Source organism: Ellagibacter isourolithinifaciens (genome assembly GCF_008831035.1).
Lineage (GTDB): Bacteria > Actinomycetota > Coriobacteriia > Coriobacteriales > Eggerthellaceae > Ellagibacter > Ellagibacter isourolithinifaciens.
The window spans coordinates 1-22,384 of the sequence record NZ_WAJR01000031.1 but is presented as its reverse complement, the minus strand read 5'-3'; the positions used below and the strand labels follow the sequence as shown (position 1 = coordinate 22,384).

The 22,384-nt window shown below is 61.8% G+C and carries 19 protein-coding genes and 2 tRNA genes; 4 read left to right on the top strand and 17 right to left on the bottom strand.

The features are described from left to right. Positions 1-154 precede the first annotated feature (154 nt). A complete protein-coding gene (locus F8C90_RS09535; protein WP_170264620.1) occupies positions 155-790 on the top strand; it encodes a hypothetical protein in 636 nt (211 codons plus the stop codon). A 203-nt stretch (positions 791-993) separates the two neighbouring features. Here the strand turns inward: F8C90_RS09535 and F8C90_RS09530 are convergent, their stop codons facing one another. From F8C90_RS09530 to F8C90_RS09450, 17 genes are all read right to left on the bottom strand, one after another. Next, on the bottom strand, positions 994-2,175 hold the full coding sequence (locus F8C90_RS09530; RefSeq protein WP_158050278.1) for a MalY/PatB family protein: 1,182 nt from the start codon (positions 2,173-2,175) through the stop codon (positions 994-996). Positions 2,176-2,273: 98 nt separating this feature from the next. After that, entirely contained in the window at positions 2,274-2,690 is a 417-nt protein-coding gene (locus tag F8C90_RS09525) for a PLP-dependent transferase (protein ID WP_158050277.1), read from the bottom strand. Between the two features lie 323 nt (positions 2,691-3,013). Beyond that, positions 3,014-3,508 carry a 3-isopropylmalate dehydratase small subunit gene (leuD, locus tag F8C90_RS09520; RefSeq protein WP_158050276.1) on the bottom strand — a complete coding sequence of 165 codons (495 nt, stop codon included), beginning with the start codon at positions 3,506-3,508 and terminating at the stop codon, positions 3,014-3,016. A 21-nt stretch (positions 3,509-3,529) separates the two neighbouring features. Continuing rightward, a complete protein-coding gene (gene leuC / locus F8C90_RS09515) occupies positions 3,530-4,798 on the bottom strand; it encodes a 3-isopropylmalate dehydratase large subunit (RefSeq protein ID WP_158050275.1) in 1,269 nt (422 codons plus the stop codon). A 254-nt stretch (positions 4,799-5,052) separates the two neighbouring features. After that, entirely contained in the window at positions 5,053-5,349 is a 297-nt protein-coding gene (locus tag F8C90_RS09510; RefSeq protein ID WP_343030132.1) for a LexA family transcriptional regulator, read from the bottom strand. Between the two features lie 426 nt (positions 5,350-5,775). Beyond that, on the bottom strand, positions 5,776-6,690 hold the full coding sequence (locus F8C90_RS09505; protein WP_158050273.1) for a peptidoglycan-binding domain-containing protein: 915 nt from the start codon (positions 6,688-6,690) through the stop codon (positions 5,776-5,778). 9 nt (positions 6,691-6,699) lie between these two features. Continuing rightward, complete coding sequence (locus F8C90_RS09500) at positions 6,700-7,749, bottom strand: polyprenyl synthetase family protein (protein WP_158050272.1); 1,050 nt, start codon at positions 7,747-7,749, stop codon at positions 6,700-6,702. Between the two features lie 54 nt (positions 7,750-7,803). Then, positions 7,804-7,888 (bottom strand) — tRNA-Leu (locus F8C90_RS09495). A gap of 23 nt (positions 7,889-7,911) precedes the next feature. Next, entirely contained in the window at positions 7,912-8,874 is a 963-nt protein-coding gene (locus tag F8C90_RS09490) for a Ppx/GppA phosphatase family protein (protein ID WP_158050271.1), read from the bottom strand. Then, positions 8,874-9,929, bottom strand: coding sequence for an FtsB family cell division protein (locus F8C90_RS09485; RefSeq protein WP_158050270.1), 1,056 nt, complete (start codon positions 9,927-9,929; stop codon positions 8,874-8,876). Before F8C90_RS09485 ends, F8C90_RS09490 begins: the two co-directional genes overlap by 1 nt. 192 nt (positions 9,930-10,121) lie before the next feature. After that, complete coding sequence (locus tag F8C90_RS09480; protein ID WP_158050269.1) at positions 10,122-10,502, bottom strand: metal-dependent transcriptional regulator; 381 nt, start codon at positions 10,500-10,502, stop codon at positions 10,122-10,124. Between the two features lie 79 nt (positions 10,503-10,581). After that, the gene (gene hypD, locus F8C90_RS09475; RefSeq protein ID WP_158050268.1) at positions 10,582-11,685 is read right to left on the bottom strand and encodes a hydrogenase formation protein HypD; all 1,104 of its coding nucleotides are present in this window, start codon (positions 11,683-11,685) and stop codon (positions 10,582-10,584) included. Then, complete coding sequence (locus F8C90_RS09470; RefSeq protein WP_158050267.1) at positions 11,682-11,906, bottom strand: HypC/HybG/HupF family hydrogenase formation chaperone; 225 nt, start codon at positions 11,904-11,906, stop codon at positions 11,682-11,684. Before F8C90_RS09470 ends, hypD begins: the two co-directional genes overlap by 4 nt. A gap of 15 nt (positions 11,907-11,921) precedes the next feature. Continuing rightward, a complete protein-coding gene (locus tag F8C90_RS09465) occupies positions 11,922-14,543 on the bottom strand; it encodes a carbamoyltransferase HypF (protein ID WP_158050280.1) in 2,622 nt (873 codons plus the stop codon). A gap of 78 nt (positions 14,544-14,621) precedes the next feature. Further along, positions 14,622-16,334, bottom strand: coding sequence for a glucose-6-phosphate isomerase (locus tag F8C90_RS09460; protein WP_158050266.1), 1,713 nt, complete (start codon positions 16,332-16,334; stop codon positions 14,622-14,624). Between the two features lie 328 nt (positions 16,335-16,662). After that, complete coding sequence (locus F8C90_RS09455; RefSeq protein WP_158050265.1) at positions 16,663-17,376, bottom strand: LytR/AlgR family response regulator transcription factor; 714 nt, start codon at positions 17,374-17,376, stop codon at positions 16,663-16,665. 224 nt (positions 17,377-17,600) lie between these two features. Then, positions 17,601-19,001, bottom strand: a complete 1,401-nt coding sequence (locus tag F8C90_RS09450) for a Sapep family Mn(2+)-dependent dipeptidase (protein ID WP_158050264.1) — start codon at positions 18,999-19,001, stop codon at positions 17,601-17,603. Positions 19,002-19,175: 174 nt separating this feature from the next. Here F8C90_RS09450 and F8C90_RS09445 point away from each other — a divergent pair. From F8C90_RS09445 to F8C90_RS09435, 3 genes are all read left to right on the top strand, one after another. Beyond that, positions 19,176-19,259, top strand: a tRNA-Leu gene (locus F8C90_RS09445). 477 nt (positions 19,260-19,736) lie between these two features. Then, positions 19,737-20,978 (top strand): leucine-rich repeat domain-containing protein, encoded by a 1,242-nt coding sequence (locus F8C90_RS09440; protein WP_170264619.1) that lies wholly within the window; start codon positions 19,737-19,739, stop codon positions 20,976-20,978. Beyond that, the gene (locus F8C90_RS09435) at positions 20,947-22,329 is read left to right on the top strand and encodes a DUF2201 family putative metallopeptidase (RefSeq protein WP_211361086.1); all 1,383 of its coding nucleotides are present in this window, start codon (positions 20,947-20,949) and stop codon (positions 22,327-22,329) included. The genes F8C90_RS09440 and F8C90_RS09435 overlap by 32 nt, the downstream gene beginning before the upstream one ends. Positions 22,330-22,384: the final 55 nt, after the last annotated feature.

Below are 22,384 nucleotides of genomic sequence, written 5' to 3'. Positions count from 1 at the left end.
TATCCATATGCGGTTATTGCCTTTCCACGAATCCTAACTTCAGCAATTAAGATTCTAGGCGATAACCGCTTCCTGCTTTCTACGGACAGGGAAGCGGCCCCTTACACCAACATTCGGCACGCGATCCCAGAAGGAGACGCTCGTACTCTTCGAGGTGATCGACTGGGTCTACCCCAAAACGCGCATGTTCGACCTATCGCTCATGAACCTTTTGGAACCGTGGGATTTCTCCGAGGTTGCCCCCTTCGACCCCGCCATGCAAGAAGGAAATTTCCGCGTAGCAGCCGTGGAGGCTTTCGCGGAGAACAGCGTCATCATCGACAACCTGGCGCTCAAGATTGCGAAAAACGATGCCGAAGAAGCGCTCGGCCTGAGCAAGAAGAGCCTGCGCACCTGGACATATAACGTAAGGAAGCACACTTCTGGGCTCATGCTCGCGCCCATTTACTACTTCGATCGGCCCGCTTCGGACGGACGCGAGGGCGAGCAGGTGCGCATCGCCGTGAACGGCCAGACGGGACGCGCCGCCGCCGTGGTGTTCAGCGAGACGCGCGAGACCCATGTCGTTGCTCCGCTCAGCTCGAACCTGCACCTTTCGGGCGAGAGCACCGTGCACGCGACGCCCATCGAGATTCGCTACGTGAAGTCGCCTTTCCTACACGAGATTGTCCGTAACGGCGGCGACGGAGGCAGCGGCGGCGCCCCGCAGGCCGAGACGAAGCGCGAAGGGTCCTTGCGCGAGGAGAAGGTTAAAAAGCAAGGGTTCTTCTCGAAGATATTCGGGAAGTAGTCCACCGAGCGGCAAACACTTGCAAGGACGGGGCGACCGGGAAAACAATGGCCCGGTCGCCCCCTTTGCGTAGCCGCGAGGACTAAGGCGGGAGAGCCGATTCCAAGGCCGGCGACTCCTGATCCTAAAGCCAGAGACCTCGATTCCAAGGCCGGCGACTCCTCATTTAAACCTCGTGGCATTTTCCCCTACAACAATGGCGACTATTCCCCCAGAGCCGTCACCGCCCGCTCGAGTCGACTGCAGGCGTCCTCGATCATGGCCTTCGGGCTCGCAAGGTTCACGCGAACGAAGCCTGCTCCCTCGGGGCCGAACATCGTTCCCATGTCGAGCCAGAGCTTCGCCTCTTTTTCCACCAGGCGCTTGAGCTCGGCGTCATCGAGCCCCAGACCGCGACAGTCGAGCCACGGCAGGTACGTGCTTTCGAGCGGCACGAGCTCCACGCCCGGCATGCGCGAAACCGCCGCTTCGAGCACGGCGTAATTCTGGTCGAGCACGCCCTTGAGCTCGTCGAGCCATTCTCCGCCCTGCTCGTAGCACGCCTGCGTGGCCACAACACCGAACACGCTCGGCTCGTCGTAGCCCGTGCGGTCGAGCGTGCGCCTGAACGCGGCGCGCAGATCGGGGTTCGGGATGAAAATGTTCGACAGCTGCAGCCCTGCCAGGTTGAACGTCTTGCTCGGCGCCGTGCAGACGACGGCGCTTTTGGCATAGCGCTCGCCGAGTGAGGCGTACGGCACATGCACATGGCCCGCGCGTGCGAAGTCGGCGTGAATCTCGTCGGCAACCACCACAACGTTGTGGCGCAGACAGATGTCGCCGATGCGGCGCAGCTCGTCTTCGGTCCACGCGCGCCCCACGGGATTGTGCGGGTTGCACAGGATGAACAGCTTCGCACCCGATTTCTCCAGCTCGCGCTCGAAGCCCTCGAAGTCCATGGTGTAGCGCCCACCCTCGTAAAGCAGGGGGCTCGCGACCATCTTGCGGCCGTTGTCCTCGATCATCATGCGGAACGGGTAGTACACAGGCGGCTGGATGATCACGGCATCGCCCGGCTGCGTGAATGAGGTCACGGCCATGGCCAGGGCAAACACCACGCCGGGAGTCATGACGAACCACTCGCGCTCCGGACGCCAGCCGTGATGGCGCTCGAACCACCCTTGCACCGCCTCGTAGTATCCGTCGGGCGCCATCGAATAGCCGAACACGCCGTGAGTCACGCGCTCCGTCAATGCCTCGATCGCGGCGGGCACGGTCTTGAAGTCCATGTCGGCGACCCAAAGCGGCAACTCATCGGCGGCGTGACCGCGGCGGCTCCACGCGTCCCACTTCAAGCTGCCCGTGCCACGGCGCTCGATAATCGTCTCGAAATCGTATTTCGTCATGCGAATGCTCCGTTCACTGTCGCACACAAGGCCGCACCCGGGCGCACCCATCCCGGACAAAACACGCAACCTTGGTGATTTATCCTCCCTCGATAAGGTTACCCTATCGCCTGCTCCAAGTCGGCGATAAGGTCCTCCGCGTTTTCGAGGCCAACCGAAAGGCGCAGCAGGCGCTCATCGATTCCCAACTTGTCGAGCATCGGCCCGGGAATCGAGCCATGAGTCTGCACAAGCGGATACGTTACGAGGCTCTCCGTGCCGCCAAGGCTCTCCGCGAAGAGAACGAGCCGCACGCGCTCGAGCACCGCCAGCGCGCATTCGTGCGTGTCGACCTTGAACGACACCATCGCGCCGAAGCCCGATGCCTGCCGACAAGACAGCCCGTAGTCCGGGTGATCGTGATCGCCCAGTTGGTATAATTTGGTACAGATGCGTATGCAAGTGTCGCCTCGAAGCCTGGGAAGGAAATCCCTGAAGAGATAGCGCTCGACGCTGCGCGGAAGGCGGGCGGGCATCCATACATGATCCAACTCGTCGGGTATTACATGTGGCGTGCCGCCGAGCGGCGCGGATCGCGCATTATCGAGAGCTGCGACGTTTCAACTGGGGAATCCGACGCCCTTCTCGCCTTTTACGAGGCGATATGCGCGCCATTGTATTACGGTCTCCGCAGTCCGCAGCGTTTCTTCATAGAGGCGCTGCTGCTCGTCCCGAATAGCGTCGCGCTGCTCGACGAGCTTGTCGTAGGGCTGTTTCAGCTCGTCGTACTTCTTCTGGGCGGCTTCAAGATTAGAGGTGTCGACGCCCTGCGCCGCCTCCTCAGCATCAGCTTTCTGCTTTACTTCCCCAGCACCTTCTTCGTGCGGTTGATAAGGCCACCTTCCTCGATAATCTCGCGGATGAACGGCGGGAACGGCTGCGCCTTGAAGGTCTCACCCGTCGTGGTGTTCGTGATGATGCCCGCATCGGCGTCGACATCGACGACGTCGCCCTGCTTGATAGCGTCAACAGCCTCGGGGCATTCCATGATAGCGAGGCCCGTGTTGATCGAGTTGCGGTAGAAGATGCGCGCGAAGCTCTTCGCGATGACCACATCCACACCCGCCGCCTTGATGGCAATCGGCGCATGCTCGCGCGAGCTGCCGCAGCCGAAGTTCTCCTCGGCAACAATAATGTCGCCCTTCTTAACCTTCTTCACGAAGTCGGCGTCAAGGTCTTCCAGGCAATGCTGTGCGAGCCACTCGGGCTCGGAGGAATTCAGGTAGCGGGCCGGAATGATGACGTCGGTGTCGATGTCGCGCCCGTAACGATGCGCGGTACCCTTGAAATGCATGAGTGGAACCTTCCCTTCCCGTTAGTCCAAATCCTCCGGCAGACCGATATGGCCCAGAACGGCGCTTGCCGCGGCAACAGCCGGCGAGGAGAGGTACACCTCGCTCGTCGGGTCGCCCATGCGGCCGACGAAGTTGCGGTTGCTTGTGGAAATCGAACGCTCACCTGCGGCGAGGATGCCCATATAACCACCCAGGCACGGGCCGCACGTCGGCGTGGACACCGCGCAGTTGGCGTCGAGGAAGATGTCCATCAATCCCTCGGCGATGCACTGCTTGTACACCTGCTGCGTGGCGGGAATCACGATGCAGCGCACGTCGGGGTGAACCTTGCGACCCTTGAGGACAGCCGCGGCCTGGCGCATGTCTTCCAGGCGGCCGTTCGTGCAGCTGCCGATGACGGACTGGTCGATCTTCACGTCGCGAGCCTCGGCGACCGGGCGCGTGTTCGACGGCAGATGCGGGAACGCGACCGTCGGCGGAATATCGGACGCCTTGATCTCGTACACCTTCGCGTACTTCGCGTCGGGGTCGGAGTGGTACTCGGTGTAGGGGCGCTCAGTGCGGCCGTCCATGTAGGCGCGCGTGATGTCGTCGACCTCGATAAGGCCCGCCTTGCCGCCAGCTTCGATCGCCATGTTGGAAATGGAGAGGCGCTGATCCATCGACAAACTGCGGATGGCGCTGCCCGCGAACTCCATCGCCTTGTACAGCGCGCCGTCGACGCCGATCATGCCGATGATGTAGAGGATGATGTCCTTGCCGGTAACGCCCGGGTTAAGCTCGCCGTCGATCTTGAAGAGCAGCGTCTCGGGCACCTTGAACCACGCCTTACCGGTGGCATAGCCAACTGCAGCGTCGGTGGAGCCCACGCCCGTGGAGAATGCGCCGAGCGCACCATAGGTGCAGGTGTGGGAGTCGGCGCCGATGATGAGGTCGCCCGCGCCCACAACGCCCTGCTCGGGCAGAAGCGCATGCTCGACACCCATGCAACCGACTTCGTAATAGTGCGTGATTCCCTGCTCACGGGCGAATTCGCGCACCTGCTTGGCCTGCTCGGCGCTTTTGATGTCCTTGTTGGGAACGTAGTGGTCGGGCACCAGGGCGATCTTAGTCGGATCGAACACCTTCTCGACGCCGATCTTCTTGAAGTTTTTAATCGCGATGGGTGAGGTGATGTCGTTGGAAAGCACGAGGTCGAGATCGCATTCAATCAGCTGCCCCGGCTCCACTTCATCGAGATGCGCATGGGCGGCCAGAATCTTTTCCGCCATGGTCATGGGACGTGCCATGTTGACTCCCTCTTTCGTGCAGTTGAACCGTCTGTATAAACCTGCACATTGTAGCACTCCCCCAAGCTGCTCAGTTCAACCGCACGTAAGATGCAAAATGCCGCGCGACGGGGAATGCGTCGCGAGAAATCGAGATCCAGGAAGGCGTATGGCGAAGAGCGAATGGCGTATGGCTGAGCGCCCACCTATCGTTTCCGGCATAGTCGCCCCTCCGCAGCAGCATCCTGCGGCAAGGACGAAAGCGAAGTGCCGAATTACCTGCTCAATCGGTACGTGTTCGGGCCTTGTCGACCATCGGGAAGAAGGTTCTCCTCCACCTCGATGTAGCCCTCGTTGCTCAGGCGGGTGATCGCACGGTCGACCGTCTTCGTGCTACTGCGAAGATGCTCGGCAAGCTGACGTTTCGATTCGCTCGTCCCATCTCGACCGATGGTTCGAAAGGCGATATAGCCGAGCAAACGCTCCTGCATCGGGGTGAGATGCTCGCGCTGCTCCTCCGCAGGCGCTTCTTCCTTTGAAACCATAGTGCCCCTTTTTCTTCTGCTGCCCACCGAGAAAGCGAGGGGCAAACGTCAAGAGAGTCGCCCGCTCAAGTTAGACCAATCGAGCAGCACTTCGCTCCTAGGCGCTTGCGACAAGAAGCGTCGGATGCGCCAAAAAGCAACGCTCCTTGTTTGCCGATGCCCTCGTAGCAAGAGTTCCCAGCACCTACACAACTGTCAGGTATTATGTCATGTCGAACGTCGATACGACAAGAAAAATCCCGCAAAATACGGCAGATTATAGGTTTTAGGTGAAGCCCCAGGTAAAAGCGGCTTAAGTTCACGACTCACCAAGGGTATCGAACACCTTGCATACAACGCTCCCATATAGCACGAAAGCCGCGCTCGGCGGCTCTCGTACAGCTTCTTCGATTGCTTCACAAAAACCCGTGCGGAGCGCCACGGCCCCTCCCGCAGACGCGCTGCAAGCGATGCTTAGGCAGAGCGCTCGCTTTGGGAAAGCGCAGTGCACAAAGCGTCGAGCAGGGTAATCGCGAAATGCTGAGCGCTGCGGCCCTCTCCCGCATCTTCCCACACACGGCCGGGAAGCTCGATGGCGATGCGGCGCGACGTCGCCTTGCGGGCTGCGACGATCGCCTGCTCCAAGCGAAGCGGCAGCGTGGCCTCGTCCTCGTAGCTCACGCGCGGCACCTTCTGCACCGCCTCTTCCTCGGGAAGCACGATATGCACGAGGAGCATCGACTCGTCAGGCGCAACTAAAAGCGAGTCCGCGGAGAGAATCTTCGACTGCGGGTTCGTTGCAAGCGAGAGATTCGACATGCGCGACGCGACGCTGCGGGCGAACTCCTCGGTACCGAACAGGCACAGCGCGTTTTGCTCGAGCACATCCGCCGCACGCGCGAACCCGAGATGCACGATTTCATGGATGGCCGCCTTGCCAACCCATGAATGGTGCAGATTCTGGATGGCGGCATACGTGTACGCGCCCGCGATGCCGTCGGAGGGAAGACCAAGGTTGAGCTGGAACTTGCGCAGCGCGTCTTCGGTATGGGCGCCGAAGATGCTGTCGATCACGCCGCAAGCGAATCCCAGCGCGGAAAGCACCTGCTGAAGTTCGCGCACGTCGCGACCGTGAAAGTACGGCATGCGCAGATACAACGTTCGATTGCCCAAGGAGAACGTCGCGTCGACGAGCGCCACCCACACCTTCTCGTCGACCTCTTCAGCCGCAGGAAGGCCCGACTTCACGCAGAAGGCGCGCACTGCGGCGACCGTCGCGTCGTCGAAGACGCCGCTCACGGCGCCTTCCTCAAGGCAATCGGCAGCGACGAGGCGCTGCTGCACGTCCTCGACCGCCGGCCCTTTGTCGTTTCGTTTGATCCTATCCATGAGAACCGCCTACTTCAATCTGTTGACGAACCAATCGGCCATGGAGATGAGCAGCTTCAGCGAATCAGACGGCTCGACAAGGTCGACCAGGCGATTCTTGGCGATGCTCGTAAGGTTTTCCGCGTAGGTGCGCGCATACTCGATGGATCCGGACTCGACCATAATATCGACCGCCTCGGCGAGAACGGCGGGGTCCTTCTCCTTCGAGGAGAGAATCTCGATCAGGCGCTCGCGCTTCGGGGAGTTCTGCAGCGCATGGACGACCATGAGCGTGCGCTTGCCCTCGGTGATGTCGCTGCGGAAATCCTTCTTGGTGGATTCCTCACTGCCGATAAGGTTCAGCAAATCGTCTTGAATCTGGAAAGCGAGCCCGGTGTCGAGGCCGTAAGAGCGCAGCGCCTCGATCTGCTGCTCGGTGCCGCCGCCCACGATGGCGCCGATCGCTAAGGGCACCGCGCCCGAATAGTGCGCGGTCTTATGCGTCGCCATGACCAGGTAGTCCTCGGGCGTGATGTCATAGCGACCGTCGCGCGCCCATCCGATATCGAGCGCTTGGCCCTCGATCGTGCGGCGCGTCATTTCGATCAGCTCGCTGACCACGCGCACCTTCACCGCGTCGCTCAACAGCGGGTCGTTGATTACCGTACCGTTGACCAGGGACAGCGCAAGGTCTCCCATATTGATGGCAAGCCCTATGCCCTCGGTAAGGTGCAGGCAGGGCTCGCCACGGCGCAACTCGGCCTCGTCGGCGATGTCATCGTGAATGAGTGCCGCCGTGTGGAAATGCTCGATAGCCGCCGCAGCGCTCGTGGCGAGCTCCATGTTCCCGCCAACCGCGCGGCATGCCGCGAAGCAGATGAGCGGACGGTGGCGCTTGCCGCCGTTTTCGCTATAGCGCTTCAGGGAATCGTAAAGATAGCGATCCATATCGGGATGAGAGCCCGACGGAATGTAGGCGTTGAGGATGTCCCCAATTTTGGACGCGTAACAGCTCAGGTACTCCTCGAAAGAGGTGGGGGACTGCTCGGTCAATGCGATGATGTCGTTGATGGTTTCCATGCGGTCGGTAAATCGCCTGTCTTCATAGATCGAACGTTTCCAGAAGCAAACATCTGGTAGGGGCGGTGGGACTCGAACCCACAAGCCTTGCGGCGGCGGATTTTAAGTCCGCTGCGTATGCCAATTCCGCCACGCCCCCGTGATTTGCTCGTGCAAATCCTATCACAAGCACGATTTTTCGCAGGCCTCATGCGAGACTGCGAGCGTAATACCATGCAGAATGTCCGTTTCGCTCACCGTAAACGCATCAATGCCGGCAAAATCGAGCACTTCGAGCAGGATGAGAAGCCCCGCAACCATCACCGGCGCGCGCTTGGGGTCGAGCCCCACCACCTTCTTTCGCGCCGAAAGCGGCAAGGCGGCCAAGCGCTCGTACACCTCGAGCAGCTCCTGCCGAGAAACCCGCGCCTTGTGGACGCGTGAGGAATCGTAGGTCTCCATACGATCGCGAATACTGACGACGGTCGTGGCCGTCCCCGCAACCGCAACGACGCGCTCGAGATCCGCCGCTTCTCTCGACTGCTCGGCAAACCAAGAGGCCATTTTCTCGTGAATCCACGCACGCGCCCGGGCAAGCTCTTCGGGCGCAGGCGGATCGCTTGCCAGGAACTTCTCGGTCACGCGACGGCACCCCACGTTGAAAGAGTGAGCGCAGACAGGCTCGACGCCCCCCATTCCCATAACGACCTCAGTCGAGCCGCCGCCCACGTCGACCACCATGAGGCGCTCACCCGAAAAGTCGATCGAGGCGCCCGAAAACGACAGCGCGGCCTCGCGGGCCCCAGGGATAACGGAAAGCTCGATGCCCCGTTCGCGCAGACGCGCTGCGAAATCGGCGGCGTTGCGCGCATCGCGGGCGGCCGATGTCGCCACCGCAACGGTGCGGACCACCGGATGATCGGGCGTCGAGAGCGAATCGCGCACCGCGAGAAACCCGTCAATGGCGCGGACGACGCGTTCCATCGCTTCGGGCTTGAGCTCGCCCGTTGCGTCCACCCCTTCACCGAGGTTGGTGATGGCATATTCCCGCGTAAGCTCATGGAGCCCCGACTCGCCAACGTCAACGACGAGCATGCGGCACGTCACCGTCCCGATGTCGATCGCAGCATACCTCCCGCAGCGCATTACTTCTCCCCGAAGATCGGGTCGAGCAGCTCGGAATACCACGTCTCGGGAGCGGGAATACTGCCGGGCACGATGCTCGCCGTGAACGTCGAGTCGTCATCAAGATCGAGGCCGTATACAGTAACGGCGTTCTCGCCCTTCGAGACCCAGCCGAACTCCTGATGGGCGCGATCTTCCACGCCCGCATCGGTCGAAAGCGCGTCAACCGACGCCTGGATCGAGTCGTTGCGCTGCTCGATAGCAGCGTATTCCGCCTGAAGTTGATCGCGCTCGCGCACGGAATGGTAGAGCTGCGCCGCTGAGGGGTAGAGGAACGACACGGTGAACACGAGGCAAAACGCCGCGACCGCGGCTGCGATGAACCAAGGCTTCCTCACGAGGCGCGCTGCGGGTTTTTGAGAATCACCGCCGCGGGTGCGTCGCGATGCGGACGATGATTCCTCGTTCTGCATGCGGGAGGAACGGCGATGCGCCGAGCCCATTTCCCCCTTGTACACCGCCGCACGCGAACCGCCTTCTCCAGACGCAGCGTCGCCGTTGCCGCCGTACTGGCGCGCGAACTTGCGGTCAGCCTTGTCTTTCGCGTGCTTGCGCTTGAGCTTCTCGAAGCGGGAAAGCGTTTCGGGCTCGAGCTCCTCTTGCTCGACGCCTTCTTCGTCAAGGGAATCGTCCCAGGCAAGACGGCTGTCCGCATAAGCATCTCGGGATTGCGCGGAATATGCGCGCCCGCCAATGGGCCCCCTGTCGGAAGCGGAGCGTCGCGAATCGCGCGAGCGCGAGCGGACGTTGCGGGTCCCCTCGCCCGCATAGCGCGAGCGGACGTCGCGAACATCGTCTTCGGAATAGCGCAAGCGCCCCGCTGCGCGAGCGGCATAGTCGGAGTCCCGACGCGTGCGGGCAACCGCATATGTCCCCGAGTGCTCGCGGGAGGAATACCCCGTTCGGGAAGAGCGCGCATCGCGCGTTGCATATCGAGAAGAATCGAGTGAGCGCGAGCGGTCGCCTTGCGCGCGCCGCGCCTTGTCAAACGAAAGGATTTTCGCCTGCTGTGTCAATGAATGGCCCCTTAGTGCATCGTGGTTTGATAAGAGTGTGTGTAATGCAAGAAGCTCTTCGCAGGATACCACACAAACAAAGCGCCGGCACGTGGGAAAACGGCCGGCGCTTTGCAGTGTTTTGCCTTGCCCTCGACCCGCTGAACAGCCCAGATTCGTATCTAGGAAAAACGGGCAGTGGCGATAGGGGCCTTAAAGGTCAAGCTGCTTGATATAAGAATTCCATTTCTTGAAGGACTCGTCGCTGATGGCATGCTCCATCAGACACGCTTCCTCTTCGGCCGTGTCCTCGGGAATGCCTAAAACCTTGGTGAGGAACTTGCGCAGAAGCTCGTGGCGCTCGAGCACCGCCGCGCCGTAGCGATATCCGTCTTCGGTCAGCGTGACGTCGCCGTAATAGGGCTGATCGGCGAAGCCCTTTTCCTTCAGGGCGTTCATCGCCTTATTGACAGAGGCCTTGGAAACCCCCAGTTTGTTCGCGATATCGACCGAGCGAACAGGATTCTCGGTCGTTCCACCCAGCATGACGATAGCCTCAAGATAATCCTCATGCGACATGGAGACTTTTTCCATTCTCATCCTCCAATCAGCGCTTTTCCCCATGGTACCACAGTGCAAACGGGAGCGGGGAAGGTCTTAGCCGCAGTTAACTTTAGTAATACCTGTAGTATGCCGCGCAGCTGCCTTCGCTCGACACCATGCAAGGCCCCACCGGGTTCTCCGGCGTGCAGACCGTACGGAACAGCGGGCACTCGTTGGGAGCTATGCGGGCCCGCAGCACGTCGCCGCAGCGGCATCCCTTCGGGTCGCGCGTCGGCTCCACATCGGGCTCGAAGCGACGAACCGCGTCGAAGTTGGCGAACTCATCGCGAATGCGATACCCTGAGCCGGGGATGTCGCCCAAGCCGCGCCACGTGGCCGTGCAGGTTTCGAACACCTCGTCGATCGCGGCGAGGGCCACGGGATTTCCCTCAGGCATGACGCCGCGCGCGTACGCAATCTCGATTTCGGCACGACCCTCGTGCAGCTGCCGCACGAGCATGGCGATACCCTGAAGCACGTCGACCGGCTCAAATCCGGTGATCACGCCGGGAATGCCGTATTTCTCCGCCAGAAAACGGTACGGCTCGGCGCCGATGATGGTGCTCACATGACCGGGGAGGATGAGCGCGTCGAGCTCGAGCGTGGGGTCGCCCACGAGCAGCTCCAACGCGCCGGGCATGTTCTTGTGCGCCGCGAACACGGTGAAGTTGGAAAGCCCCATGGCCTTTGCGCGCTTGATGGCCATGGCCACAAGCGGCGTCGTCGTCTCGAAGCCGACGCCCACGAAGACGACCTCGCGTTCGGGATGGGCCTTGGCGAAGGCGAGCGCATCGAGGGGCGAGTAGACGATTTCGACCGAGCGGCCCGCGGCCTGTTCCGCAAGCAGGCTTGAGGTGGACCCGGGAACGCGCGTCATGTCGCCGAAGGTGGTGATAGTCACGTTCGGGATGCGCGCAAGCGCGATCACCGTGTCGATGTCGCGGTTGCAAGTGACACAAACGGGACACCCGGGACCCGACGCCAAACGCAGCCCCTCGGGCATCAAATCACGGATTCCGTTGCGAGCGATGGCCACGGTATGCGTGCCGCACACTTCCATGAGCGTCGCATGCTCGGGCGCAAGGCGGTGGATGGTCTCGATGAGGCCGCGCGCGAGCTTCGGGTCCTTAAAGGCCGAGAAATCGATGTCGGCCGCATCCTCCAAGGCGCTCATACGGCAACATCCTCAAGCTGTTTAACCAGTTCAATGGTCTCTTTCGCATAATCGGCATCGACGACTTCGATGGCGAAGCCGGCGTGCACCAACACGTAGTCGCCGACGTTTGCCTGCGGGGTGAGGTCAAGCGCAACCTCGCGCGTGACGCCGAGGATCTCTGCCGTCGCCAGATTGTCCGATTTCTTTTCCGTGATCAACGCGGGTATTGCCAAACACATAGGCTCTCAGTCCTTTTACTCGTTGCGAGTTATCTCGTCTTGGGCACATGCTATCACAGCCTGGCCATAGGAAATACATCCGTCGTTGGGCGGCAGCTCGCGATTGACGGCAACCGTGAAGCCCTCATCTTGCAAAGCCGCGAGCGCATGCTCGATTATGAAGCGGTTCATGAACACGCCGCCTGAGAGCGCCACCGTGGACACGCCGTAAACGCTGTACGCAAGCTTCGCCGCGTTCACGATGGCTTCCACAAAAGCACTGTGGAAGCGGCGGGCGATGGTCGCTGCGGGAATGCCCGCCTGCATGTCGTCGAGAAGCGCCTTGAAGGTGGGCGCCGCGTCGAAGAGCAGGACCGACGTGTCTTGGGCGGTCGACTTCGGCGTCGCGGTGTTCTTCGTGATGGCAATCGAATAGCGGCTGTTGACGCCCGCCTCGTCGGTCGAACCGCCGTCGGGAGATGCGGCCGGCCCCAGGGCGGCCTCCAGGAGAACCGCCGCCTCGCTTTCGTAGGTCGGATGCTCGCATATCCCCAAGATGGCGCTCGCCGCGTCAAAAAGACGACCGACCGACGAGGTCATCGGCGTGTTCAAGCCGCGCTCGATCATCTGGTCGCAAAGGTCAGCCTGCTCGCCGAGCGCGCCGAGTACCCGCTTTGCCGCCGGGTGCTCGAGCAGGTCGAACTCCCACAGCACGCCGTACGCCATGCGCAAGGGATTCTTCACGCAGGCGGCACCGCCCGGCATGGGAACGTAGGCGAAGTTCGCGAACCGCTCATAGGCCTGCGCGTTTGCGAGCAGCACTTCCCCGCCCCAGATAGAGTCATCCGCACCGAACCCCGTTCCGTCGAAGGCGATTCCGCACACCGCGCCCGAAAGGCCGTTCTCGCCTATGACCGAAGCGATGTGCGCATGGTGATGCTGCACCTCAACCAGTGGGATATCGAGCTTTCTCGCCTGCTCACGTGCCCATTTCGAAGCAAGGTACTCAGGGTGCGCATCGCAGGCAAGGCGCGTCGCGCGCAGCTCGAAGAGCTTCTCGAAGCGGCTTTTCGCGTCGAGCCAGGCGTCGAACGCCTCGGCGTTTTCCAGATCGCCCACATGCTGGGAGACGAACGCCTCCGAACCGCGGACGAAAGCGAAGGTGCTTTTCTGCTCCGAGCCCGCTGCAAAGAGCACCGGGGCGACCGCCTCGGCGTCGGGGCCGGCGGTTTCGGAAGCGTCTTCGGTGCAGGCAGCAGTAGTCGTTTTGGAGTCCGCGACAGTATCAGGGCTCGCGTCGGCAGCAGCCTCCGGGTTGGCGCTCACCCGCGCCAGCTTCAGCGGCACGGGCGCGAAACCGCGAGCGCGGCGGATCATCTGAACGGCAGCGCCCGCGGATCCCGCCGAGATGATGCGAACCACCGAATCGTCGTAGCGCGAAAGGATGGCGCGATCGTTGCCCAACACAGCGCACGCGATGCCGCCAAGTTTCCCGCGTGCCTCGGCATCGTCGGTGACGATCGGCTCATCGTGGATGTTTCCCGAGGTCATCACAAGCATCGGAGGTTCAGGAACGCCCATCTGCTCGAGGGCGCGGGCGAAATCGTGCAGCAAGAGGAGCTGCACCGGGGTGGCGGGGAGCATAACGCCCAGCTCGGGCAGCTTGTCGGCAAGGCCCGCGGCAAGCGCCACGCCCCGACGCTTCTTCAGCAGAACGATCGGACGCGCCGGATCGGAGAGGGCCTTCTCCTCCTCGGGCGTCACCTCGCAGACGCTGCGCGCCGCCTCGGCGTTCGCCATCATGACCGCGAACGGCTTGCCTCCGCGACGCTTTCCCTCGCGAAGCCGAGCGATTGCCTCTGCGTTGCGCGCGTCGCACACCAGATGGAACCCGCCGAGCCCCTTCACGGCCACGACTTGCCCGGCGCACAGCAGCTCGACCGCCCGCGCGATGAGGGCATCCGAGATCTCGCGCGTTTTTCCCCAGGCGATGCGCCAGCCATCGGGAAGCTCATCGGAGGACACGTCCCCCGCCCCGCGCGTCGGGAAGTCCTCGCCCGGCGTCGCCTCGCAGTCGGGGCGCCATGCCAAAGAAAGGTGCGGGCCGCACTCGAAACACGCGTCCGGCTGCGCGTGGAAGCGGCGGTCGAGCGGGTCGGCGTATTCGGCAGCGCAGCGCTCGCACATGGGGAAATCCTTCATAGACGTGCTCGCGCGATCGTAGGGCAGCGCATCGATAATGGTAAAGCGAGGCCCGCAATTGGTACAGTTGATGAAGGGGTAGCGGAAGCGGCGGTCGTTCGGGTTGAACAGTTCCGCCGCGCAGTCGTCGCACGTGGCTAAGTCGGCAGACACGAGCGTGGTCTCCTGCACTGCAGCGTCGTCCGAGAAGCGAATCTCAAACGAGTCGAAGTCCTGAAGGGGCACTTCCTTAAGCTCGATTTCCTTCACCTGGGCCGCCGCTGGCGCATTCTCGGAAAGCTCGATCACGAACTCGTCGAGCAGGCGGCTCTCCCCTTCCGCATGGATGTTCACGCCGTCCGCCGCGTTCAAAACCCATCCGTTGATCAGGTATTTCTTCGCCATTCGGTAGACAAAGGGCCGAAACCCGACCCCTTGGACGATTCCCGTCACATGAATATCGAGCGCCTCGATCATGCTTCTCACCCTCAAAAACTTGACAATACTGAAAACCGCGCCCCTCTTGCGACGGGCGCGGCGCGAATAAGCAGGACCCTACAGCTCGGCCAGAATCTCGCGAATGACGGCAGCGAGCGCGCGCAGCGTCACTCCCGAGTTGTCGGGGAGATGCAGGTGCACGCACCGTCGACCGCGGCTCGCCAGCGTGAGCAAATCTCCCGACGCCTGCGCCTTTGCAAGCGCGCCCAGGCTTTCCGCCTCGCGCTTGAGCGGGATGTCCTTCAGCTCGTCGGCAGACAAGATGAGGAACACGCCGCAGTTCGGGCCGCCCTTTTGCAGCTGGCCGGTGGAGTGCAGGTAGCGCGGGCCCACTTCCAAGCACGACGCGACGTGGCGCGATTCGCCCACCCCATGGCGGATGTCCTCGAGCGCCTCGCGACGCCCCTCGCCCGTGAACGGCAGAAACGCGTTCAGCGCGAAGAAATCGCCCGGCTGGATACTGCCGAGCAGCGCCCGCAGGACAGCTCGCACGTCGGTGCAGTCCTTAAAGCACGGGGCCAAACGCACCTCGACCTCGCCCATATGCACATCGCCGATGAAGTCCTGCACGAAATCGGGCTCGGGCTGGCCCTCGGCGAGGATCTTCAGGACCTCGGCCTTCGCCGACGCGACATCGGGCTGATCGAAGGGGCACACGCGCATGAGGTAGCCGCACATCGCGATGGCGTATTCCCACATCACGAAGTGCTCGGCAAGCTCGAGCGCGGAATCGATCTTGAAGTTCAGGCGCGGAATTGCCGGGTCGATATAGGCGAGGCTCATCTCGAAGTTCTTGCGCTCGTCCCACAAGTCGGTCTTCGTCTGGTACATGATGACGCTGCGGTCGCCCGCGTCGCGCGCGAGCAGGAGCGAATCGACCTCGATGTTCGGCAGGATGCCCTGCCCCTCCTTGCCAAGCGACTCGGCAACGAGCTGCTCAATCCAAAGGCCCAAGACGCGCCCGCGCTTCGGCGTGAGGAACGAAAACTTGTTGCGCCCCTTGAGGTAGTTGTCGTAAAGGAACGCGGCGAGGTTGATCGCCGGGTTGTCGATGGAGTCCTCGCTGCAGCGCTCTTCGGCGTCCTTCGCGTGGGCGGCGAACTGCTCCAGGTCGATGCCGACAAGCGCCGCGGGCAGAAGACCGAAGATCGACAGCGCGGAGAAACGCCCGCCGACGGTGGGCTCGCCGTTGAAGACGGCTAGCCAGCCCTCTTCGTGCGCCTGGCGCTCGAGCTGCGAACCAGGGTCGGTGATGGCGACCAAGTGGTTCGCGAAGTTGATTTCCGGTGCCTGCGCCTCGAAGGCATCGCGCAGCGCGGAAGAGAGCAGGCGCGGCTCGATGGTGCCGCCCGACTTCGAGGACACGATAACGAGCGTCGTCGCTGGATCGCAGTCGGCGAGCAGCTCGCGCATGCGCACGGGAGAATCGGAATCGAGCGTCTTGAACGAGACGCGGTTTGCCCGAACCGTGTCGGACTTGTTGTATTTCGTGATAGTCATGGGCGCTTGCGTGGATCCGCCCTGGCCGATGAGGACGACGGTCTTAATGCCGCTCGCCACCACATCGTCGGCAAAGCGCTGAACTTTCGCGAGGTCACACTGCGGGCGCATGCCCAAATCGACCCAGCCCATAAAGTTCTCGGCGGTTTCGCGCGCACCGTCGGAGAAATCATAAAGCGATGCGTCCTTGGCCAGCACGCGGCTGGCGACGCATTCCTTCACAAGCGTTTTCGCAGAAGGGTATAACTTTTCCATGTCGCTTGTTAGCATGTGAACCTTCTTTCGGTATCGTGTAGGCCCCCTCAAAGGCACGCACGGTATTAATTATCCTCGAACCCTGTGATGGAGTTATGGACAAGTAGGGGAACGGGTCGAAATCCCAGAGAGAATCGCCATCTGCGTGCGATTTCGCCCTCGACATTGCGCGGACGCGCTCTTGTCCGCGCTTTCCCTGTCCCATTCTTGTCCAGCTCGCAGTAGCTTGCTTTCTAGAGCAGGCGCACCCGCAGCCACGTCCACCGTGCGCAAAAAACGCCCGCCGCAAACGCGACGAGCGCTTTTGACTCAATCAAGGAACCTGCTGCAGGAGCCCTACCGCCTACAGCCCCAACGCCTTCTTCAGCGCGCTCACGCGTCTGCGGCTTACGGGGATCTTCTCTTCCACGCCGTTCAGCGTGAGCAGCAGCGTGCCGCCGGAGACCGATTCGATTTCCTCAACCATGGAAAGGTTCACCAGGTACCCGCGATGCACACGGAAGAACCCGTGGCCGTCCAAACGCTTCTCGAGCTGGGCCAAGCTCACCGTGGAGAAGTAGCGGTCCGTGTCGGTTTGCAGGTATGCGTAATCGTCGCGCGCCATGACGAAGCGAATCTTATCGATGCCGATGAGGATCTTCTTGCCGCCCTTTTCCACAGGAATGCGCTCGGACTTCTGGGCCTGCACATGCAGCGAAACGTGCTCGCGGACGCGCGCAAGCGCCTGGGAGAGGCGCTCTGTCTCGACCGGTTTCACCAGGTAATCGATGGCGTTCACCTTGAACGCGTCGAGCGCATGCTCACTGTAGGCGGTGACGAACACCACCGCGGGCGGGAATTTCAGATGCTGCAGCGCCTCGGCCAGTTGCAAGCCAGTGGCTTCCGGCATGTTCACGTCGAGGAACATGACATCGCAGGGGTACTCTTTGAGCTTTTCGATAGCCTCGCGCACACTAGCCGCCTCGGCAACAACCTCGGTCTGGCCAAGTTCGTCGAGCAGGAATTTCAATTCGGAGCGCGCGGGGGCCTCGTCGTCGACGATGATTGCTTTGAGCATATAAGCCTCCCAGTTCGTGTTCGATGATGCCGCTTCTGCGCCTTTCGCAGAGCGTACTCCTAACGGTCGATTATAAATCAAAGCATCCCGAATTTGTACGTTATGAGGCATCATTTCGAAACAGCGTAGAACACAATAGGGACGGTTGAGGGTAAGACAGGGGTCGGGTGATTCGTCTCGCTCCGCGGCGCGCCGACCGCAGGGCGGCCCGGCGCGCCAGCCCCCTACAAATCGAGTTCCATCAGACGGGCGATGGTGAGCGCGTAAATCTTGAACGCTTTCTTGAGCAGCTCCTCGGGCACCGTCTCGTCCGGGCCGTGCATGCCGCCCGCCCATTCGGGCATCTCGATCCACGGCATCTCGGGTCCGAAGCTCGCAGCGCAGGAGAACTTGCGCGCGTACGTACCGCCGCCCTGCGTGAAGGGCTTGGCATGCTCGCCCGTGGCCTCATTGTACGCGGAAAGGAGCGCCTGAACATAGCCCGATTCGGGGTCGATGAGGAACGGCTCGACCATGCGCGTCGCCTCGAAATCGGCGCCGACCTCGCTCGCAAGCGCGGCAAGGGTGCTCGTAAGCTCTTCAGGCGTGGTCGACGTGGGGAAACGGCTGTCAAGCGTCTGCCTTACGCGCCCATCCTGCATGCAGATGGTGCCGCCGACGACGGTCAGTTCCCCGAAGTGCTCGTCTGCCGTCTTGATTCCGAGGTTCGATCCATCGGTCGCACTCGTGAGCTTGCGCACCAGCTCGAAGAACGCCTTCTCGTCCGCCGTGCACACGTCGTTTTCCAGAAGGTAGGCGACGAGCAGGTCGATGGCGCTTTTACCGAGGTGGGGCAAGCTCGCATGGGCGGCCTTCCCCTGTGCGTCGATGCGCGCGGTGCCCTCGCCCGCGTCGGTGACGACGATGCCCTCGGCTGCGGGAAGCGTCGATGCGTCGGCGCGCACGATCGCGTGGGCAATGCCCGGGACCGCGTTCGGCGCGGCGCCGCCCTCGATGTCGATGATCGCACCGTCCTCGAAGCGCTTGCTCGTGAGCGTGGCGTCGTAGAGGCCCTTCTCGCCGTAGCTCACCGGGAACTCGGCGTCGGGCGTGAAGAGAAACGCCGGGTCGGCGAAGCGCTCGCGGTAATACGGGACGTCGTGCATGCCCGTTTCCTCGTTCGCGCCGAAGATGACTCGAATCGTATAGGGCAGCTTCTCGCCCTTGTCGAGCCAGAACTTCACCGCGTGGAGCGTCGTTACGATGGGGCCCTTGTCATCGATGACGCCACGGCCCATGAGGTAGCCCTCGCGGCGTGTGACAGCGAACGGCTCGACCGTCCAGCCGGGACCGGCGGGAACCACGTCGACATGCCCGATGATGCCGATCTGCGTGTCGGATTCGCCCGGCAGGTCGGCGTATCCCACATAGCCGTCGACGTCGTGAACCTCAAAGCCCATGCCGCGTGCGATGTCGAGCGCCTCAGTGAGAGCGGCTCGGGGACCGGGGCCGAACGGTGCGCCGGGTTTTGCCGCCGGCAAATCCTCCGTACTCTCGATGCGCACGACGCGCTCGATGTCCGCGACGATGCTTTCCCAATTCTTCTCGAGATACGAATCGATCTCGCCCGCAAGAACGTCTTCCACGAGGCAGCCTCCTTGGTCTTGTTGCTATCGCACCAACTTTACCCCAGCGCACAGCCCGCGAACAGACCGCAATCGCGCGATTCGCGAAAGGAAGATGAAGCCGAGCGGAGCAGACAGGAGCAATTTTTTCATGGACGCGTTTGCATGCTTCCGTTATACTGTGAAGGCTGATGTGCCCGAGTGGCGGAATGGCAGACGCGGCGGTCTCAAAAACCGTTGTCTCACGACGTGCGAGTTCGACTCTCGCCTCGGGCACCAGTTTTCTCGCAAATAAACCGCCGATTAGGCGGTTTTTTCATGCCTTCAAGCCCCACTCTCCTTGAGACGGCCGAACGTCTCAAGCCCAAGCGCGCACGTCATCGAACGTTCTTCGCAACTTGTTGCACTTATTTTGTTTGGTTAGGCTAACTTCTATCCACCTTTCGCGGTATACTGCCAACCATGTTAGATAGAGCGAACTTCTCATCATCGCCACTATACAGAAGGGAGTTCGAGCTGTTTACCTTGATAGGCCGGCACAAAGTCCACCGAAAGGCTCAATCCGAGATGAGTCAACAAGCATTGACGCAAACGCCCCGATGGGAAGAACGAGCAGCAACCCTTTCCTCTCCCGCGCCGTCTCGCCGCGCAGTGGGAGGGCGGGGGAATCGCACGCTGCGCTTGCTGCACACCCCCGCCATGCGGCGAGCAACTCCGCGCGTCCCCGCTCCGCCCGGCATGCCCCTCTTGCGACACATGGATGACCCGGCTTCGCACCTCTCGCTTAAGGCGGCTTCCGTATACAGAACTGACCAGGCAGGATACTGCTATCGCATCGAAGGGGGGAAAGCGTGCATCCTCTTTGCCGACTCCTCATCGAAAGACCTGGCCGTCCCCGAGGCCATCGACGGCGCTCCCGTCACCGCAATTGCCGCAGGCGCGTTCTCCGATCTTGTGGACCTCGAGCGCATTTCCCTTCCCGACTCGCTTACGTCCCTCGGCGCCGAGGCATTCGCACGCTGTGCGAGCCTTCGCGCGGCGAAGCTGGGCTGCGCCCTCGAATCCATTGGCGAAGGAGCGTTTCGCGGCTGCCGGCACCTCGAGCGCCTCGACTTGCCGAAGTCGCTGACAAGTATCGGAAACTCAGCGTTTTCGAACACGTCTCTTTCGCGGCTGGCTATCCCCTCCTCTTGCGTGAACATCGGCGACGACGCCCTGTGCACCGGGCCGTCCTTCCCTGGGTCGGCGGGACTTGCATACGCGTCTTCGCTCAACGAGGTGTCGGTCGCCCCGGGAAACCATACCTACAAGATGCACGGCGGCGTACTGTGCCGCGAGGTGCCCGACGGTCGACTCGATGCCGTGTTCTGCCCCGGATCAGCTGACGACGTCGTACTCGGCAAGCGTGTGCGATCGGTTGCCCCGAGCACCTTCGCAGGGACCCATCGCATCGCCCATCTGCTCATCTTCGAGGACGTCTCCTTCCCTGAAAAGACGCCGCCGCTTCCCAATCGCGCATGCGGCCGCCTTACCATCGGCTTCTCGACACCGCGCGGCACGTCCTGGGAAATCTCACTCGAGCTGCCTTCGGGCGCCGTCCGCAAGCGCATCATCGACGCGGCGTTTTTCGGTGGACGCATTCGCCCCGAAGCGCTCGTTTGCGCCTATAACGAATCGATTCCCCAGGTCAAAGATGAATTTGAGCAGACGCGCCTCATGGCTGCGCGCCTCGCGAGGCCCGTCATGCTCGATGAGGCGCACAGGGCGCTCTTCCGCAGCGTCGTCGACGAGTCGTTCGTGAGCCTTTGCGTTCACGCCGGCGCCCGCAACGATTGGGAAACGCTCGACAACCTTATGGATTCGGGAATACTCGACGGTGAGCGTGCCCCCGAGGCCGTAAGCGCGCTCAACCGGTTCGGGTTCACCCTCGCCGCCGCGCATGTGATCGACGGGAAGGAGAAACGTTTTGGCAGCCAGTGCATCGACTACGGAATCTAGCGCGCCTTTGGCAGCTGGATCCGTCCTCGCCGAAGCAGCAAGCATCGCGGAGGGGGCAATCGAAAGCGCGCGGGTTTCCCTCATGGCGCAGCTTCCCTTTATGGACATCGCGCTGTGGCGCATGCCGCTTGTGGCGCGCCTTCAGGAAAGCGCATTCGAAACCGACGGGCGCCTTCTCTGGTTCGACGTCGCGCAGGTGATAGACCTGTACCGAAAAAATCCCAACGAGGTATTGCGCGGATACTTCCACACCATCATGCACTGCGTATTCCGCCACCCCTTCGACGACAAGCACCCCGAACGCGCCCTTTGGGACATCGCATGCGATGCATCGGTCGAAGCGACCGCGATCGAGCTGCTCGGAACAGGCTTCCCGAGCGCGCAAGACGTCGCGGCAAAACGTATGCTTGGCAAAATCCGCGAGAACTGCCCGACCCTCACCGCGCAGAGCATCTATCGCGCGCTTATCGGAACCGGCGAGGAAGACCCGCCCGCGTTCTCCTGCTCTTTTGCCGCTTCGCTCGAAAACGTGTTCGCACGCGACGGGCACGAGGCGTGGCCACGAACCAGCGAGCGCGAGTCCTCGATGAAAAGCGCAGGCGACAAGCTCGCCCTGATGCCTTCCGACGGAACCGACAAGCTCGGTGGAAAATCAGACGACGATGCGGACAGCGAGGATAAGACCCGCTCGCCCGGAGCCAACATGCCCGGAATGGCGGCGCCATCGTCGAGCAGCAACGCGGTGCTCGGGGACATCGAGGACCCCGATGCGATCGTCGACGTGGAGTCCTCCGAGGAAGCCGAGGCAACCTTCGAATCGATGGACGGCGTATCCTACTCCGATTTCTCGGACATGAGCTGGCAAGATATCAGCTCGCAGATCGATATGGACATGGAGGCGTTCTCGGGCAAGATCGGTCTCAACGTCGGAACCTTCCAGGTGAACCTCACCGTCGCAAATCGCAAACGATACGACTACCGCGCGTTCCTCAAGCGCTTTTCCGCACTGTCGGAGGAAATGAAGACAAGCCCCGACGAGTTCGACTACATCTACTACACGTACGGGCTTTCGCGATACAAGAACATGCCGCTCATCGAGCCGCTTGAATACCAGGAGTCGAATCGCATCCGCGACTTCGTCATCGCCATCGACACATCGGCGTCGTGCGCCGGAAAACTCGTGCGCACCTTCGCGGAGAAGACCTACGACGTGCTGAAGAACTCCGAGGGCTTCGGACATAAGGTGAACATCCACGTGATTCAATGCGACTGCGATATCGATCGCGTGCCGAATGTTGGTGTAAGGGGCCGCTTCCCTGTCCGTAGAAAGCAGGAAGCGGTTATCGCCTAGAATCTTAATTGCTGAAGTTAGGATTCGTGGAAAGGCAATAACCGCATATGGATAA